This is a genomic window from Sediminicola luteus (genome assembly GCF_040566555.1).
Taxonomy (GTDB): domain Bacteria; phylum Bacteroidota; class Bacteroidia; order Flavobacteriales; family Flavobacteriaceae; genus Sediminicola.
In genome coordinates this window covers 202,187-219,635 of sequence record NZ_JBEWYP010000003.1, presented here as the reverse complement: position 1 = coordinate 219,635, position 17,449 = coordinate 202,187, and the positions used below count along the sequence as shown (strand labels likewise).

15 protein-coding genes are annotated in these 17,449 nt (G+C 38.7%); 14 read left to right on the top strand and 1 reads right to left on the bottom strand.

The features are described 5' to 3' along the window. From ABXZ32_RS07235 to treF, 10 genes are all read left to right on the top strand, one after another. Positions 1-1,071, top strand: a complete 1,071-nt coding sequence (locus ABXZ32_RS07235) for a HesA/MoeB/ThiF family protein (protein WP_354618006.1) — start codon at positions 1-3, stop codon at positions 1,069-1,071. Further along, a complete protein-coding gene (locus ABXZ32_RS07230) occupies positions 1,062-1,841 on the top strand; it encodes a sulfite exporter TauE/SafE family protein (protein ID WP_354618005.1) in 780 nt (259 codons plus the stop codon). Before ABXZ32_RS07235 ends, ABXZ32_RS07230 begins: the two co-directional genes overlap by 10 nt. 2 nt (positions 1,842-1,843) lie before the next feature. Continuing rightward, the gene (locus tag ABXZ32_RS07225; RefSeq protein WP_354618004.1) at positions 1,844-3,049 is read left to right on the top strand and encodes a molybdopterin molybdotransferase MoeA; all 1,206 of its coding nucleotides are present in this window, start codon (positions 1,844-1,846) and stop codon (positions 3,047-3,049) included. Continuing rightward, positions 3,046-4,071, top strand: coding sequence for an XdhC family protein (locus tag ABXZ32_RS07220; protein ID WP_354618003.1), 1,026 nt, complete (start codon positions 3,046-3,048; stop codon positions 4,069-4,071). The genes ABXZ32_RS07225 and ABXZ32_RS07220 overlap by 4 nt, the downstream gene beginning before the upstream one ends. Then, positions 4,071-4,682, top strand: a complete 612-nt coding sequence (locus ABXZ32_RS07215) for a nucleotidyltransferase family protein (protein WP_354618002.1) — start codon at positions 4,071-4,073, stop codon at positions 4,680-4,682. Before ABXZ32_RS07220 ends, ABXZ32_RS07215 begins: the two co-directional genes overlap by 1 nt. Positions 4,683-4,705: 23 nt before the next feature. Continuing rightward, positions 4,706-5,803: an amidohydrolase family protein gene (locus ABXZ32_RS07210; RefSeq protein ID WP_354618001.1), complete on the top strand. Its 1,098-nt coding sequence runs from the start codon at positions 4,706-4,708 to the stop codon at positions 5,801-5,803. A 237-nt stretch (positions 5,804-6,040) separates the two neighbouring features. Then, on the top strand, positions 6,041-6,532 hold the full coding sequence (locus ABXZ32_RS07205) for an RNA polymerase sigma factor (protein ID WP_354618000.1): 492 nt from the start codon (positions 6,041-6,043) through the stop codon (positions 6,530-6,532). Position 6,533: 1 nt separating this feature from the next. Further along, a complete protein-coding gene (locus tag ABXZ32_RS07200) occupies positions 6,534-7,133 on the top strand; it encodes a hypothetical protein (protein ID WP_354617999.1) in 600 nt (199 codons plus the stop codon). Between the two features lie 175 nt (positions 7,134-7,308). Further along, the gene (locus ABXZ32_RS07195) at positions 7,309-9,960 is read left to right on the top strand and encodes an MGH1-like glycoside hydrolase domain-containing protein (protein WP_354617998.1); all 2,652 of its coding nucleotides are present in this window, start codon (positions 7,309-7,311) and stop codon (positions 9,958-9,960) included. 140 nt (positions 9,961-10,100) lie between these two features. After that, a complete protein-coding gene (treF, locus tag ABXZ32_RS07190) occupies positions 10,101-11,681 on the top strand; it encodes an alpha,alpha-trehalase TreF (RefSeq protein WP_354617997.1) in 1,581 nt (526 codons plus the stop codon). An 87-nt stretch (positions 11,682-11,768) separates the two neighbouring features. Here the strand turns inward: treF and ABXZ32_RS07185 are convergent, their stop codons facing one another. Beyond that, complete coding sequence (locus tag ABXZ32_RS07185) at positions 11,769-12,602, bottom strand: OmpA/MotB family protein (protein WP_354617996.1); 834 nt, start codon at positions 12,600-12,602, stop codon at positions 11,769-11,771. A gap of 181 nt (positions 12,603-12,783) precedes the next feature. Between ABXZ32_RS07185 and ABXZ32_RS07180 the strand changes: the two genes are divergently transcribed. From ABXZ32_RS07180 to ABXZ32_RS07165, 4 genes are all read left to right on the top strand, one after another. Then, a complete protein-coding gene (locus ABXZ32_RS07180; protein WP_354617995.1) occupies positions 12,784-14,052 on the top strand; it encodes an MFS transporter in 1,269 nt (422 codons plus the stop codon). Between the two features lie 293 nt (positions 14,053-14,345). Further along, positions 14,346-14,798, top strand: a complete 453-nt coding sequence (locus ABXZ32_RS07175; RefSeq protein WP_354617994.1) for a cold-shock protein — start codon at positions 14,346-14,348, stop codon at positions 14,796-14,798. A gap of 210 nt (positions 14,799-15,008) precedes the next feature. Then, positions 15,009-15,683 carry a haloacid dehalogenase type II gene (locus ABXZ32_RS07170; RefSeq protein WP_354617993.1) on the top strand — a complete coding sequence of 225 codons (675 nt, stop codon included), beginning with the start codon at positions 15,009-15,011 and terminating at the stop codon, positions 15,681-15,683. 202 nt (positions 15,684-15,885) lie between these two features. Then, a complete protein-coding gene (locus ABXZ32_RS07165) occupies positions 15,886-17,442 on the top strand; it encodes a DEAD/DEAH box helicase (protein WP_354617992.1) in 1,557 nt (518 codons plus the stop codon). The last annotated feature ends 7 nt before the right edge of the window (positions 17,443-17,449 follow it).

Here is a 17,449-nt window from a genome sequence, read left to right as displayed (position 1 = left end):
TTGGATCCCAATAGATACATACGGCAAACCGCTCTTAAAGAGTTTGGGCCACAGGCCCAAAAGAAACTAGCGAAGTCACGGGTACTCATTGTTGGAGCCGGAGGTTTGGGGGTCCCTGTATTACAATATTTAAATTCCATGGGGGTTGGTACCCTAGGTGTGGTAGAGCAAGATGTAGTCTCTATTTCCAACCTTCATCGTCAAGTACTATATACCGAAAGAGATATAGGAAAACCTAAACTGGAAGTTGCCTTTAAAAAACTAAAAGCACAAAATTCGTCTACAAGGCTAAGGGGTTATGATACATTTTTGATGGCTTCCAATGCCTTGGGTATCATAAAGGATTATGACATCGTTATAGATGCATCCGATAATTTCCCTACCCGATATTTAATAAATGATGCTTGTGTTATATTAAAAAAACCTTTTGTTTATGGAGGGTTACAAGGATTTGAAGGTCAGGTGAGCGTATTTAACTATAAAGGAGGACCAACATATAGATGCCTTTTCCCAAACATGCCCACTATTGATGAAATACCAAACTGTAATATTAATGGCGTTTTAGGGGTGCTTCCGGGGATAGTGGGAAATCTCCAAGCGTTGGAAACTGTAAAGATGCTTACAGGGATAGGAGAGGTGCTAAGAGGTAAATTACTGCTATTCAATGCCTTGGACCAGACTATTCAGAAAATTAATTTTAGCCTTCAAGAAAATAGTTTAAATATTACAGAATTAAAATATTCCTATGGGATTGTATCCGCTTCCCCATTTTCAGAGATAACAGTAGATGAACTCAAGGATTTAATAGACTCACAGAGGAATGTTCAAATTATAGATGTAAGGACCCAAGAGGAATTTGAGGCCTATAAAATTCCTAATTCCGTCCATATTCCTTTAAACGATCTTGGAAATCGTTACCATGATATTGACTTAAAACAACCTATTTACTTAATTTGTCAATCGGGTAAACGCAGCGCCCAGGCATTGGAACAATTAAAAAATCAATTTTCTGAAATTTCCCTGTACTCCGTTAGAGGGGGCATAAATACTTATGTGGCCGTATGCTCCTAAATCCCCAAGAATTAATTTTACTCTGTTTAGGTTTTTTTTCGATCGCTCTTTTATATTCCTCTGTGGGTTTTGGCGGTGGCTCTAGTTATTTAGCGATTTTGACCCTTGTTTTTTCCAGTTTCTTTGATATTAGAACCACAGCATTGCTCTGTAATCTTGTGGTAGTAAGCGGAAGTTGTTTTTTATATTATAAAAGAGGCTTTATGGATTTTAAAAAATTCATTCCTTTTGTGATCACAAGTATCCCCTTGGCATTTTTAGGGGCCTCCTTTAAGTTGAAGGAAAATATATTCTTTATCATCCTTGGTGCAGCGTTAATAATTTCTGCCCTAGCGTTGGTGGTTCAGACTATTACCCTGCCCACACAGGAAGAAATTAAAAAGAAATATCCTCCTTATTTGACATACATACTTGGTGGTGGTATAGGTTTGCTTTCTGGTCTTGTTGGGATTGGGGGCGGTATTTTTTTAGCACCTGTCCTGAACCATATGAGGTGGGAAAAATCTATTAAAATAGCGGCCTTGGCCAGTTTTTTTATTTTAGTAAACTCGGTTTCAGGCATCGCCGGTCTCGTTTCGAATGGTACTTTTCAAATGCCTTTATGGGAAGGGCTTGCCTTATTGGTTTCTGTTTTAATTGGCGGACAATTGGGGATACGAATCAGTTTAAGTAAATTGACAGGGAGAGGAATTAAATTAACTACTGCCATTTTGGTCTTTATGGTCGGTGTCAGGGTTTTAATGGTCAATGGACTTCAAATATCTATTTAAAAATGATCACTTTTCAAGAAGCATACCTAAAAGTAATGGCCCATAAACAAGATTATGGTACCGAAGAGGTGGAACTACTTAAATCAATGGACAGGGTATTGGCCGAAGACATTAAAGCAGATCGGGATTTCCCTCCATTTGACCGGGCTACTAAGGATGGCATAGCCATTAACTACGCAGCTATAAAAAATGGAATAAAAGAGTTCAGGATTGAAGCCGTTCTTGCCGCGGGATCTCCTAAGTACAAGCTTAAAAGTGAAAACAATTGTGTGGAGATCATGACAGGTGCCGTAGTTCCTGAAAATGCAGATACCATTGTAATGTATGAGCAAATTACCATTAAAAACGGATATGCTATTTTGGACAAAGATCCAAATCAGGGGCAGGAAATCCATCTCCAAGGAAGCGACGAACTACAGGGCGCTATCGTCCTGAATAAGCACAAATTGATTACCGCATCAGAAATAGGTGTTCTGGCAGCTGTTGGAAAAGCCAAGGTTTTGGTCAAGAAACTGCCTAAAAGTACCATTATCAGCACAGGGAATGAACTTGTAGATGTGCAGGAAACCCCTTTGCCCCATCAAATTAGAAAATCCAACATTTATTCGCTTTATGCTGCCTTAGCGGAAGAAAAGATAGTTCCTTCCCAATTACATTTAAATGATGAAAAGGAGGAAATTAAAAAAGAAATAAAAAAGGCCTTAAACGAGAATGATGTACTCCTGTTGAGCGGTGGTGTTTCTAAGGGTAAATTTGACTACATTCCTGATGTATTGGCAGAATTAGGTGTGGAAAAAATCTTCCACAGGGTGCTGCAACGTCCTGGAAAGCCTTTCTGGTTCGGAATACAAAAAGAAACGAGAACCCTAATTTTTTCATTCCCCGGAAATCCTGCCTCTACCTTTGCAAATTACCATCTCTATTTTAAAGATTGGTTAAAAGGTTCATTAAGCCTCTCGATCCCAAAAATTAATGTAATTTTAGATGAATCCATTCCTGTTACCGGTAATTTGACCTTATTTTTAAGGGTTAAAATACGAATGGAAAATGGACAGCTCCTAGCTGATCTCGTTAAAGAAAACGGATCTGGAGATTTAACTAGTTTGGCACAATCAGATGGATTTATACGGTTAGATCCTAAAGAAGTTCCTTATAGTGTTGGGGAATTGGTACCTTTTTCACCGACAAGAAGAACAATCTCATTATGACACACGAATTCAAAAAAATAATACACGAATACCAGCACGCAAAAGATCGCGGTAACAAGACAGTATTGGCCACTGTGGTGGATTTGGACGGTTCCTCCTATCGCAGGCCAGGTGTAAGCATGTTGCTTTTAGAAAACGGTAAAAAGGTAGGCGCGGTAAGTGGTGGCTGTGTTGAAAAGGAAGTGGTCCTGCAGGCCAAGAGTGTTTTTGAAAGTAATATCCCCAAAATGATGACCTATGACGGGCGTTATCGCCTAGGTTGCGAGGGAATTCTTTATATTCTCCTTGAGCCTTTCTATCCCAATGAACCCTTTTTATCGTCATTTGAAATCTGCCTAAAAAAAAGAAGCAGCTTCAAATTGCGCTCCTATTATAAAAAAGCAGAAGTTGAGTTCAAAGGCTTGGGAACAGTCGTTGATTTTGGAGAAGGAAATGAACATCCCGTGCAACATAATTTTGATCTTGCGTTTTCTCAAAAATCGGAACTACAGGTTTTTGAACAAGTAATGGAACCATGTTTTCAACTAATGATTGTTGGTGCTGAGCACGATGCGGTCCAACTCTGTTCAATGGCATCCGCCGCTGGGTGGGAAGTCACTATCATAGCTACGCCCATGGAAGAAAAGAATATTTTTGATTTTCCGGGAGCTTTTGCTTTTTTCAACCGTACCCCGGATGAAATGGATGTAAGCAGCATTGATGAACAAACAGCGCTGATAGTCATGACGCATAGCTATGCGAAAGATTTGAAATATCTCCTTAAATTGAAGGATTCCAATCCAATTTATCTCGGCTTATTGGGGCCTGCAAAAAGAAGGGAACGCTTGCTAAACGATCTATTGGAACACTGTCCGGAAGTAGCACATACTTTTTTTGATAAAATCCATGGTCCAGCCGGACTCAATATTGGTGCGGAGACCCCACAGGAAATCGCAATCGCCATCTTGGCAGAAATACTTTCGGTAACTAGGAACAAGAAACCTATGATGCTCAAGGACAAAGCAGGGGGAATACATAGCTGATGGGCAATTCAGAATCAAAAATTGTTGTTTTAATCCTCGCAGGTGGCAAAGGATCGCGCATGGGTACCATTAAGCAACTATTGCCATGGAAAGGCGCTACGCTCTTGGAAAACACCATTATACAGGCCAAAATGTCCCAAGCATTCGGCATTATTGTCGTTTTGGGGGCTCACGCAACAGAAATACGCTCCAAAATTAGCGATAAGGACATCCTATTAGTAGATAATACGGAATGGGAGTCAGGATTGGGCACCTCCATCAGCACTGGAGTGAACTACATTCAAAATAACATACCGCACGCAGAGGGAGTTATGGTTCTTTTGGCAGACCAACCGCTGATAGATACCCAGTATATTGATCATATGCTGGATACTTTTACAAAACAATCCAATGGTATGGTTACCACAAACTATGGCAATAGGGAAGGGGTGCCCGCTATATTCGACAAAAAATATTTTTCAGATCTATTAAGTTTGAACCAAGACTTTGGAGCAAAAGATCTCATCCAAAAGAATAAGCATTTAAATATCAGTCTAAATCCCAAGGGCAAGGAATTGGATATTGATACGCCGGAAGATTACAATACCCTTTTAAAACAACAATCAAAATAATAGTAATACCTATGAGAATTTTTATGAGCGATAAAAAAATAGTATTGGCCTTCCTGAGCTGTGTTTGCTTCATGTTAAGTGCCCTTCAGGCGCAGGAGATGGATTTTGAGGCATACAATCCTACATCTACCCTTGTAGTTCCTGGCAATGAGGTCAAAAAGGCTAAATTTCCATTTATAGATGTCCATAGCCATCAATACCGCATGCCAGACCAAGATCTGTCCGAGCTCATCACGGCCATGGATTCACTAAACGAAGGTATCATGGTAAATTTAAGTGGTGGATCTGGAGAGAAGTTAGTAGGCTCAATAGCAAATATTAATAAAAACTACCCCAATCGGTTTGTGGTCTTTGCGAATGTTGATTTTGAAGGAGCGAGTGATGCGGAATGGACCCAAAAAGCCGTTGCCCAATTGGAAGAGGATGTGAAAAACGGCGCAAGAGGATTAAAAGTATATAAAAGTCTTGGGCTTCGCAATAAGGATTCGGATGGAAAGCGGTTGGCTATAGACGACGCACGTTTAGATCCAATATGGGCCAAATGTGGAGAACTGGGGATTCCAGTATTGATCCATGCTGCGGATCCAAAGCCATTTTGGGACAATTTTGATGGAGACAATGAAAGATGGCTTGAACTAAAGACACATCCCCGAAGAAAACGCACCGATACCGATCCTGCACCATGGGAACAAATAATTGGTGAACAGCATCATGTTTTTAAAAAACATCCCAACACCAATTTTATAGCGGCACATATGGGCTGGTACGCCAATGATTTACAGAAATTAAGTGAGTTGATGGATGAAATGCCCAATATGAATGTCGGTATATCAGCCGTTATTGCAGAATTGGGCAGGCAGCCCCAAAATGCACATAAATTTTTCGTCAAATATCAGGATAGGATACTTTTTGGAAAGGACAGTTGGAAACCTGAAGAATTCCCTACCTATTTTAGAGTCTTGGAAACCAATGATGAATACTTCCCTTATTACAAAAAGTACCATGCATTTTGGGCCATGTACGGAATTGGTCTCCAAGATGATGTTTTGAAAAAGGTCTATTATAAAAATGCATTGCGACTTATTCCCGGTCTCGATACCAGTTTATTTCCTATGGATTAAGGAATCATTTATGAAAGGATAATAACTTGGTAAACTAGGTTGATTAAAGACAACTTAAACAAACAACATTTGCAAAAAACATTAACTTTAAAATAGAGGGAGCCAAAAAGCTCCCTTTTTTTATGCTTAAATTTCTAGATGTTTTCATCCCCAAAAACAAGAGCATCAAAATATTTATAGAGAATAGTGTGATAATTGAATATAGTTTGATACTAATAAAGAAAGCACAGTGCCAGAATGAATAAGGAAGAACAATTTACCACGTTGATCAAAAAAAATGAAGGCGTCATTTTTAAGATAACCACCTTATATACAGATCACCGTGATGACCAAAAAGACCTTTATCAAGACATCGTTTATCAGTTATGGAAATCGTTCGACTCCTTTAGAAACCAGTCTAAGATAAGTACTTGGATGTATCGCATTGCTTTGAATACGGCCATAACCAGATTAAAGAAAAGAAAAAGGAAACCGGATGAAGTTGGCATAGATCAAATTATTCTTGAGCAAACAGAACATTATGACCCTCAATTTGAGGAGCGATTGAAGTTGGTATATGCGCAGATACAAAATTTAAATGATTTGGAAAAAGGTATTATGCTCCTATTATTGGAAGGAAAACAATACGATGAAATTTCGCTGATAACCGGGCTGACCCCAACCAATGTTGCCACTAGGATATCACGAATCAAACAAAAATTAAAATCACAAATTCTAAAAAAACAATAGCATGGACTTAGAAGAAATACAGGCAGTCTGGTCCGAAATGAGTGACCAACTGGAACAACAAAAGAAATTAACCGATAAAATTATATTAGATATGACACAGGATAGATATATACGAAAATTTAGTACTATTTCTAAAGTAGAAACCCTAGGAGCCATTATTTGTTTTGTTTCTGCACTTTACTTTTTGTTTAACTTTTATCAATTGGATACTTGGTATTTACAACTGTGCGGCGCATTTTCCATTGCTTTTTTAATAGGACTCCCAATACTTACGCTTAGATCTTTAGGAAAAATCCAAAAAATCAACATTATCGATAAAAACATTAAGGACACCTTGGTCACTTATTCCAAGGCAAAAAACAAGGTTTTGGCCATACAGCGTTTAGGGATATTTCTTTGCTTTATTTTTATGATGACCTGTCTGCCAGTTTTCTCCAAATTAATGAAAGGTAAAGATATCTTTCAACAGGGTTCTTTTCCTATCTGGTATGTGGTCATTATGGGGGTTTTTATTGCATTTTTTGCGAGATGGGGGTATGGATGTTACAAAAAAATCACCCAGTCCGCTGAGGGTATTCTAAAGGAGTTGGAAATGGAATAGGATTTTTGCACTGCAAAGAACCAATTTCCAGTTCCTTTTTCTTAATATGTTTGATTAATCCTATCAAATCCCCATTATATTCCGGAAAGTACCCAGATATATATAAAAAATATAGATTTATAATGGATTTATTGGATAAAGAAGTATTTTCCGACTCCGAAAAGCATATTGTTTTATGATTAAAGAAGAGGAAAAAAGACTCAAAGAAAACTATAGTGGAGAAAAAGATTGGTTACAGTGGGGCCCATATTTAAGTGAGCGTCAATGGGGTACTGTTCGTGAAGATTATAGTGTTCACGGGGATGCATGGAATTATTTTCCGCATGACCATTCCAGATTAAGGGTATATCGATGGGGAGAAGATGGGATAGCTGGTATTTCGGACCGTTATTGCAATCTTTGTTTTGGGGTAGCCCTATGGAACGGGAAGGACAATATCATTAAAGAACGTTTGTTTGGCCTAACGGGACCAGAAGGTAACCATGGAGAGGATGTGAAGGAACTGTATTATTATTTGGATAATACGCCCACCCATTCCTACATGAAACATTTATATAAGTATCCCCAAAAGGCTTTTCCTTATAAGGATTTGGTCGCTACCAATCAGATGAGGGGTAAAAAGGAACTGGAATACGAATTACTAGATACTGGGATCTTTGATAAAAATGAATATTTTGATGTGTTTACAGAATACTCCAAGGCAGACCCTGATGATATTCTTATAAAAATTACCATTGCCAATAGAAGCGTTAAAAAAGCGCCAATATCCGTTCTCCCTACCTTATGGATACGTAATTTCTGGAGCTTTTACCCAATGCCATCAAAACCTTTGATCAAAGCCAATGAACAAGGTAAAACATATGGATCGGTAGATATCACCCATCCCTATATTGGGGACTATCATTTTTATTTTGAAAAACCGGACAAACTCCTGTTTACGGAAAATGAAACCAATGATGCTAAAATATACAATAAGCCAAACGACCATCCCTTCAAGAAAGACCTTTTTCACGATGCAGTGGTAAGTAATAATTTTAAAATACCGGAGAGCAAAAAAGAAGGTACAAAGTTTGCCCCTTATTATAAACTGGAAATTAAAGGCAAGAGCGAGGTTACTATACGATTGCGATTGTCCAAAAAGAAGATTGAGTCCAACCCCTTCGATTCATCATTTGAAGCAAATTTTGAAGAAAAGATCGCACAGGCAGATGAGTTTTATGGAGGTCTAAAGAAGACCGATGACAAGGATCTAAGCAATATTCAACGTCAAGCCTTCGCCGGCATGCTCTGGACCAAGCAATATTATAATTATGATGTAGAACAATGGTTGAGTGGGGATAAATTGACAGGGGAGCCACCAAAAGCAAGATGGAACGGCCGTAACAGTACCTGGAAAACCATGAGGACCCACGATATTCTCTCCATGCCCGATGCTTGGGAATATCCTTGGTTCGCAGCTTGGGACCTTGCATTTCATTGCGTGCCCTTGGCACATTTGGATGCAGAATTCGCTAAAAATCAACTGATGCTCCTCAATAAGGAATGGTATATGGCACCAAATGGTCAAATACCCGCATATGAGTGGAATTTTAGTGATGTCAATCCCCCAGTACAAGCTTGGGCTGCATTCCAAGTCTATCAAATCGACAAAAAGAAAACAGGAAAAGGGGATATAGATTTTCTGAAGAGGATGTTCAATAAATTGGCCCTTAACTTTACATGGTGGGTCAACCAACAAGATAAAAATGAACATAATGTCTTCCAAGGTGGGTTTTTAGGCCTCGATAATATTGGGGTCTTTGATAGGAGTCATGATATTCCTGGTGGAGGCTATTTGGAACAAGTAGATGGAACGGCTTGGATGGCACTTTTCTGTTTAAATATGTTGGAAATATCCCTTGAAATATCCCTAGAGGACAAATCTTTTGAGGATATGGCCACCAAGTATTTGGGACATTTTGTTTTTATCGCTGAGGCTTTGAACAATTTAAACGAAGATACCGTTGGTAACTGGGATAAGGATGAAGGCTTCTTTTATGACAGATTGGTAAAACCCAATGGGGAACATGTTCCTGTTAAAATTAGATCTGTTGTAGGCTTACTTTCACTTGCGGCAGTTTTGGTTATTCCAGAAGATACGTTGGACCAGCTCCCGACCTTTAAAAGAAGCTTGGAGTGGTTTAGGAACTATCGCATGTATAAATCCAAATATCGTGTTATTCAAAGTAGTTCCAAAGAAGGGGTACTCCTATCATTGGTATCTAAGGACCGATTAAAAGTACTTATGACGGCCTTATTGGATGAAAAGGAATTCTTAAGTGATTATGGAATCCGTGCATTGTCCAAAATTCATGAACAAAAGACCTATACCCTGACTATAGACGGGATACCTTATTCCATAGATTACGAACCAGCAGAATCTACAGTATCCCTATTTGGAGGGAACAGTAACTGGAGGGGGCCCATATGGTTTCCCATCAATTATATGTTCATAGAATCCTTATTGGAATACCATAATTTTTATGGAGGGGATATGCGCATGGAATACCCCACAGGAAGCAATAACAACAAAAATTTAAAGGAGTTGGCCGAGGAATTAGGGAAAAGATTGGTAGCTATCTTCCAAAAGGATAAAAGCGGAAATCGTCCTGTGAATGCCTTGCACAAAACATATTACCAGCATCCTAAATTTGAAGATCTCGTTCTTTTTTACGAGTATTTCCATGGGGACAATGGCCGTGGGGTAGGGGCTTCCCACCAAACAGGCTGGACCGGACTGGTGGCAAATTTGATCTATGAGTTCTATGATAACAATAAACCAAAATAAAATTAATACACATTACAATTTAAATAAACCAATTATAAAGTTGTAACCTTAATAAGGAAGTCCAGGGAGCTATTCTTGGACTTTTTTTTGTTTGCCGGCCCTTATCTTAAAATATCCTATTTTTATAAAAAACTAACCTTATGAAGATTTTAAATTGGGGATCCATTCTATTCCTCTTCCTTTTCCTTTCCTGCAAAACTGAGGCTCCCAAAGAAACCACAATTGATTTCTATGAGAGTCAATTGTTCCAGGATGTACAGATCAACACCGTGTTCAAAGATTCAAAAACCTTTGTAGACTTAGTGCCGGATCGTTCATACCAAGAGTTGATAACTCTTTATGAGCAAGAAAAAAATAACCCAGATTTTAAACTGAATGCTTTTGTAAATAGTCATTTCTCGGATCAGTTCAGCAGCAGCACAGCACAATTTGAAACCGATACTACCAAAAGCATGTACCAGCATATCAGCAATATTTGGGGGATGCTCACTAGACCTCCAGATAAGGCAGTGGCACATTCTTCAAGAATACCACTTCCCAAAGAATATGTGGTACCAGGTGGGCGTTTCCGAGAAATATACTATTGGGACAGTTATTTTACCATAGAGGGGTTACTGGCTGATAATAAAGATGCCTTGGCCACAAATATGGTGGACAACTTTAGCCATCTTATTGATACTTTGGGTTTTATTCCCAATGGAACTAGAGATTATTACCTCTCCAGGTCACAACCCCCATTTTATACTTTAATGGTCACCGCCTTGACCAAAGGGGAGGATCAGAAATTTTTGGAATACCTGCCATACATTGAGAAGGAATATAATTTTTGGATGGACGGGGAGTCTAACTTGAAACCTGGTGAGCTTAGCAAGCATGTTGTAAAAACCACTGATGGCATGGTATTGAATAGATATTGGGATAAGCGGGATAGCCCACGACAGGAATCCTATAAAGAAGATGTACACTTGGCAGCTCAATTCAGCACCGAGGCCGAAAAAAAGAACCTATATGCCAATTTAAGGGCTGGGGCAGAATCTGGCTGGGACTTTAGTACCAGATGGTATGGCAAACCGGGAGATTTTGGATCCATTACTACAACCACAATTGCACCCGTAGATCTAAATTGCCTGTTATACTATATGGAAACCCAATTGGCCCGTGGTTACCAATTAAAGGGAGAATTGGAAGCCGCAGAATCCTTTTCAAGTAAGGCCAAAAATAGAATGAAGGCCATACAAGAAGTGTTTTGGAGCAAGAAGAACTCATTTTTTATGGATTTGGATGTTCCTCAAGCAACGGTTAGAGGTCAAATGACCTTGGCCGGAGCATTTCCATTGTTCTTCAACCTTGCTACAAAAGAACAGGCGAATTTGGTAAAGGAACACCTCATGACCGATTTTTTAAAGGATGGCGGACTACTAACAACTTTGGAAGATAGTGGCCAACAATGGGATGCTCCCAATGGTTGGGCACCTTTACAATGGATTGCGGTAAAAGGGTTGTTGAATTATGGTTTTGATAAAGAAGCAAAGGAAATCATGACCAGATGGTTAGCACTGAACAAAAAAGTGTATGCCAATACAGGTAAAATGATGGAAAAATACAATGTAGAGGATGTTACCCTCTTGTCTGGAGGCGGTGAGTATGACCTGCAGGATGGTTTTGGATGGACCAACGGGGTTGCCCTAGGATTCAGGCAGCTATTGAATGAAATGGAATAGGGTAGTCCAATTTTAGATGTAAGACAAAAAAAAGGCCATCAAATATGATGGCCTTTTTAATAGTATATAATTGAATTTAATGACGACTTATTCGTTAGAGGCCATTAATGCAAAAAACTTGTCGATGTTTGGTAAGATCACGATACGTGTTCTTCTATTTTTAGCTCTATCTTCTTTAGTATCGTTAGATACCAATGGCTGATAGCTACTTCTTCCTGATGCAATTAATTTTTCAGGAGCAACGTTGAACTCGTTTTGTAATTTTCTTACTACTGAAGTAGCACGCATTACACTTAAATCCCAGTTATCTGCTAATTTTGGCGTGTTGATAGTTCTGGCATCGGTATGACCTTCTACCATAACTTCAATACTAGGCTCAGAATTGATGATGTTGGCCAATTTTTGCAAAATATCATTCGCTTTGCTACTCACATTATAACTAGCAGTATTGAATAACAATTTATCGGAGATAGAAATCATAACCACAGTCTCATCTATGTCTATAGCGATGTCCTCATCCTCGTTCAGGGTATTGGTATCCAAAGATTTTTGAAGATTGTAGGACAATGCTAAATTCATGGAATCTTTTAGCGTCTTAGCTTCGCTTAGTTTTCCAGGAGCTACATTTTTCAATGTCGCACGCATTTGTTTTTTAACATCATTGGAAATAACGGCAACTCCATCAACAGTAACGAATTGGGCATCGTTTTCTTCTGATAATTCATTGATCTTAGAATTGTATTCTGCAACTCTTGCCTCTATTTTAGCAAATTTAGCTTCAAGTTCTTCCTTTTCTACAGCAGTTTTGGTCAATTGACTTTTTGTTTGGCCATGTTCCTGTTCCAATTGCACATATTTCTTTTTAGAAACACATGAAGCAAGTAGGACTACTGTTAATAAACTAAGTGAAATTTTTTTCATGATAAATATTTAATGTTCTGCTATTAGATACGGACGTAATGGAGAATTAGATTTTTTAATGTTTATTTTTACACCCTTAAAATGAAGGCGGATCCGAATGTTTTGTCAACTTTATAAATCAAATATTTAGTACAAATAACTTGATGTGAAGTATTTAACCCCTAATGATTGAAGACTCTTTATGAATAAAAAGGATCCATATGCAGCCTTGCGATTTAAGGAATTTAATATTTTTTTATTGGTTCGTTTTGCAATGGTCTTTGCGTGGTCCATGCAATTTGTGGTCATAGAGTGGGAGGTATACAGCATTACAAAAAATCCGTTGTCCCTTGGAATTATTGGTTTGATGGAGGTTATTCCAGCCGTGGGGATGGCCCTATTTGCAGGACATATCGTAGATCAATCGGAAAAAAGAAATCTCCTCATAAAATGTCTCCTCGGGTTTTCTGTGATTAGTTTTGGGCTGTTTTTATTGACCTGGCCAAGAATAGTGGCCGATTGGTCTACCAACATTATCCTTTATTCTATTTACTTTTTGGTATTCTTGGGCGGCTTCGTAAGAGCCTTTATGGGTCCAACTGTTTTCTCATTGTTTTCCTTGGTGGTTCCCAAAAAAATATATCCCAATGCTGCAACTTGGAGTAGTTCAGTTTGGCAAATGGCCTCCGTTCTTGGGCCCGCATTGGCAGGATTTTCCATAACTTGGATAGGTGTCCACTGGTCGATGTGCCTCATTGTGGGCTTTTCTGCCTTTGCGTTGATATTTCTGTATCAAATACCCAAAAAACCAATTTTGAACCCGAAAATAGGGGAATCCATGATGACCAGCCTAAAGGAAGGGGTAACCTATGTCTTAAAGACCAAAGCTATTTTTGGAGCTATTACACTAGATATGATTGCCGTGCTCTTTGGAGGAGCCATCGCCCTATTGCCCATTTATGCCCAGGATATCCTAAAAGTCGGGGCAGAAGGGTTTGGGGTATTACGGGCGGCACCTGCAGTGGGAGCCTTTATTATCATGTTCGCATCGGCCTATTTCCCTTTGCATAGAAATGCCGGGATGAAGCTATTGGTTGCCGTCTTTGGATTTGGCATCTGTATCATCATTTTTGGATTGTCCCAAACTTTTTGGATATCGGTCCTAGCGCTTTTCTTTAGTGGTGTTACGGATGGTATTTCCATGATCATCAGACAGACCATCCTGCAATTAAAAACACCGGACCATATGCGGGGGCGCGTATCATCCGTAAATTCGATGTTCGTAGGCTCATCAAATGAGCTGGGAGCGTTTGAGAGTGGACTTACCGCTAAATTAATGGGAACGGTTACTGCTGTGGTCTTTGGAGGCACAATGACCCTGTTAACGGTTCTCGGATTTGGAATTTTCTCTCCTACTTTCAGAAAATTGGATTTAAAAGATGATCTGGATAAACACGAATCTGAAGAATAAAATAAATTTATTTAAAAAAGATGGATTTTTTTAACAAAATCATCGGGATAAACGAACCAATTGTCCAAAGAGTTTTATAATTTCAAAATGTAGTGCTATCTTTGTAGCCGTTTCTATGTACAAAAAGAAACATTTTTTGCATTTCTTCGATTAAAACCACTGAATTGGGTATTCGATATATCAATCGCATCGATTGATATTTTCCAAGGATTCTTTTAGTATTTTCTCATGAAAAGTTGTACATTAAAGACATAAATGATTCATTAATAAATATAAATTAATAGTAAAAGCGAATGGCGAGAGCACAGGAAACCTTTAATAAAAAAGAAAAAGAGAAAAAGCGTTTGAAAAAACGTGAGGAAAAAATGAAGAAGAAAGAAGCCCGTAAGGCAAATTCCAAAGGCGGAGACTTTGAGAATATGATTGCTTACGTGGATGAAAACGGACATCTAACAGATACCCCGCCAGATCCATCTAAAAAGGTGAAAGTTGATGCGGAAAGTATCGTTATTGGTATTCCAAAGAAAGAGGATTACGAAGAAGAGGAAGTTGCTGACAAAACTGGTAAGGTATCTTACTTTGATACTTCAAAAGGTTTTGGTTTCATTATAGACAGTGTTTCCCAAGAAAAATATTTCGTCCATGTTAGTGGACTTATCGACGAAGTTCTTGAGAACGACAAAGTTACCTTTGAATTAGAAAAAGGCCTTAAGGGGATGAATGCCGTTCGCGTCAAGAAAATCTAGTTACAAATAACATTCTTATATTTTAGAAAGTACTTGGAGACCTTCCAAGTACTCTACTAAAATATGAAATTACTTCACTTTTAGCATCAAATAAATATCCTACCGATCTTTCGGTATGCGTTAAATTTCCCATAATTAACTTTCTTGGGTATTGAAGTGCATAGGTTTATTTATACTTTCATCCCATAATTGAAATCCCAAATACACACTATGCCAATGCACTCCCAACCTAGGTTGCTCATCTTTGATGTCAATGAAACCCTATTGGATTTAAAACCGATGAAAGTGGCCATTAATAATGCCCTGGCGAATGAACTTGCCTTTGATAACTGGTTTTCTTCTCTTTTGCACTACTCCTTGGTGGAATCTATAACCGGAAAGTACCAAGATTTTGGAAAAGTAGGGGCCGCAACCCTTAAAATGACTGCAGAAAAATTTGATAAGCAAATCTCTGAGAGTAAAATTAAGGATGTTCTGAGTTTGATAAAAAAATTACCCCCACATCCCGATGTTGTGCAAGGCCTTACTATACTTAAAAATAGCGGTGTAAAAATGGTCGCATTGACCAATGGTACGATGGAAGTTGTAAAAGCCCAAATGGCATTTGCAGAAATTGACCACTTCTTTGATGAACTTTTTAGTGTGGAGAATGTGAAACAGTACAAGCCACATCCTTCAACCTACACCCATGTGGTAAAGGAAATGAAAGCTTCGCCAATTTATACCATGCTGATTGCCGCACACGGATGGGACATTGCGGGTGCCCAACGAGCCGGACTTATGACTGGTTTTGTTTCAAGGCCAGGGAAATTCCCATATCCATTGGCGGAAGAAGCCGATATTACCGGAAGCAACATTCTATCAATAGCCAAGGAGTTGGTTTAAAATAAAAGTAATGCCTCCTGCACTTTATAGGTATGATTCAACTGAGACACTTTTAAGCAGTTAATTGCATAAAAATATTCTCGTTGTACACGTAAAATTAAGGGTCCAATTACCTTTTCTAAAAACTTTAAGATAATTTAGGACTTAAGATTTGACTTCAAGCCTATAAAGGCCGTACTTTTGCGGGCTCTAAAGCGTCTACATGTCTACAGTAAAAACCTCCGAAACAGAAGAAAGAAAATCAGGGAAAGATCTATATAGCTACCAGAAGGGAGCTATAGATAAAATTTTCAAATGTTTTGAAGAGGCTCCTGATGATTACCATTTGTTGTACCAATTGCCTACGGGTGGAGGTAAAACAGTAATCTTCTCTGAAATGGTACGCCAGTATCTTAAACACCACAACAAAAGAGTGGCAGTACTGACGCATAGAGTGGAACTGTGCAAGCAAACTTCCAATATGTTGACCGAATTTGGGGTTAAGAACAAAGTAGTAGACAGTAAGGCCAATTTGGACGATCAGGACGAATATAGCTGTTTTGTGGCCATGGTGGAGACCTTGAACAACAGATTGAATGACGATAAGCTCGACATATCGGACATTGGTTTGGTCATCATTGATGAAGCCCATTACAATTCCTTCACCAAGTTGTTCAAATTTTTCGAAAATTCCTTTATTCTGGGAGTGACTGCAACTCCTTTAAGTTCCAATACCAAGCTTCCAATGAACGACAACTACAATGAATTGATTGTAGGGGAAACCATTGAAGCACTTATAGAGAACGAGTTTTTGGCAAGGGCCGAGACCTATTCCTATAACGTGGGACTAACATCTTTGGAAATTGGTTCCAATGGGGATTATACCGTGAAATCATCGGATGATCTGTATACGGGAACCGATATGTTGGGAAAATTGATGCAAGCCTATGAGGAACGCTCCAAAGGAAAGAAAACCTTGATTTTCAACAACGGTATTAACACCTCCTTATTCGTATATGACACTTTTAGAAGGGCAGGGTATCCCATCATGCACTTGGACAATACCGCTACTAAAAAAGAAAGAAAACAAATTCTAAAATGGTTCAAGGAAACACCAGATGCTATTTTAACATCGGTAAGTATTTTGACCACTGGGTTCGATGAACCAACCGTGGATACCATCATTCTAAACAGAGCTACCAAATCTCTGGCACTCTATTACCAAATGATAGGTCGTGGATCCCGTATTTTGAGGAATAAAGCGACTTTTACCGTTATTGACCTCGGAAACAACTTTCATCGTTTTGGACCTTGGGGAGCTGATTTGGACTGGCAAAAAATATTTCACTCGCCTAATTATTACTTGGACAACCTTCTTAATGATGAAGACATCGAAGGTAATTTCAGGTATGAAATGCCCGAGGAACTCCGTGCTGAATTTGCCAATTCCAAGGAAGTCTATTTTGATATAAAACAAACCTATATCGATTCTATTAATAATGGGGAGTCCTCCAAGGTTGTTCTAGAAAGATCTATTGAGCATCACGCCAAAATCTGTATTGAGAATAGTGAGGATGTCTATGATGCCTATGCTTTGGCAAAAATGTTAGGCGATGATATAGACTACAGAATAGAACGCTATACCAAATGTATCAGCCGTAGTACCTTTAATTTTGTGGATTGGCTCAACGATGACTATCGCAAGAAATTAAGGGCCTATCTAAGGGATAATTTTGATACAGTTTTTGAGCAAATTCACGGCAGACCACCGGAAGAGTAATTCTTTT

Excerpts from the sequence above, each read along its gene's own strand:
- ABXZ32_RS07210 (WP_354618001.1), top strand. The coding sequence starts at position 4,706 with ATGAGCGATAAAAAAATAGTATTGGCCTTCCTGAGCTGTGTTTGCTTC.
- ABXZ32_RS07185 (WP_354617996.1), bottom strand. The coding sequence starts at position 12,602 with ATGAAAAAAATTTCACTTAGTTTATTAACAGTAGTCCTACTTGCTTCA.
- ABXZ32_RS07220 (WP_354618003.1), top strand. The coding sequence starts at position 3,046 with ATGACACACGAATTCAAAAAAATAATACACGAATACCAGCACGCAAAA.
- ABXZ32_RS07230 (WP_354618005.1), top strand. The coding sequence starts at position 1,062 with ATGCTCCTAAATCCCCAAGAATTAATTTTACTCTGTTTAGGTTTTTTT.
- ABXZ32_RS07165 (WP_354617992.1), top strand. The coding sequence starts at position 15,886 with ATGTCTACAGTAAAAACCTCCGAAACAGAAGAAAGAAAATCAGGGAAA.
- treF (WP_354617997.1), top strand. The coding sequence starts at position 10,101 with ATGAAGATTTTAAATTGGGGATCCATTCTATTCCTCTTCCTTTTCCTT.
- ABXZ32_RS07170 (WP_354617993.1), top strand. The coding sequence starts at position 15,009 with ATGCCAATGCACTCCCAACCTAGGTTGCTCATCTTTGATGTCAATGAA.
- ABXZ32_RS07205 (WP_354618000.1), top strand. The coding sequence starts at position 6,041 with ATGAATAAGGAAGAACAATTTACCACGTTGATCAAAAAAAATGAAGGC.
- ABXZ32_RS07200 (WP_354617999.1), top strand. The coding sequence starts at position 6,534 with ATGGACTTAGAAGAAATACAGGCAGTCTGGTCCGAAATGAGTGACCAA.
- ABXZ32_RS07175 (WP_354617994.1), top strand. The coding sequence starts at position 14,346 with ATGGCGAGAGCACAGGAAACCTTTAATAAAAAAGAAAAAGAGAAAAAG.
- ABXZ32_RS07195 (WP_354617998.1), top strand. The coding sequence starts at position 7,309 with ATGATTAAAGAAGAGGAAAAAAGACTCAAAGAAAACTATAGTGGAGAA.
- ABXZ32_RS07225 (WP_354618004.1), top strand. The coding sequence starts at position 1,844 with ATGATCACTTTTCAAGAAGCATACCTAAAAGTAATGGCCCATAAACAA.
- ABXZ32_RS07180 (WP_354617995.1), top strand. The coding sequence starts at position 12,784 with ATGAATAAAAAGGATCCATATGCAGCCTTGCGATTTAAGGAATTTAAT.
- ABXZ32_RS07215 (WP_354618002.1), top strand. The coding sequence starts at position 4,071 with ATGGGCAATTCAGAATCAAAAATTGTTGTTTTAATCCTCGCAGGTGGC.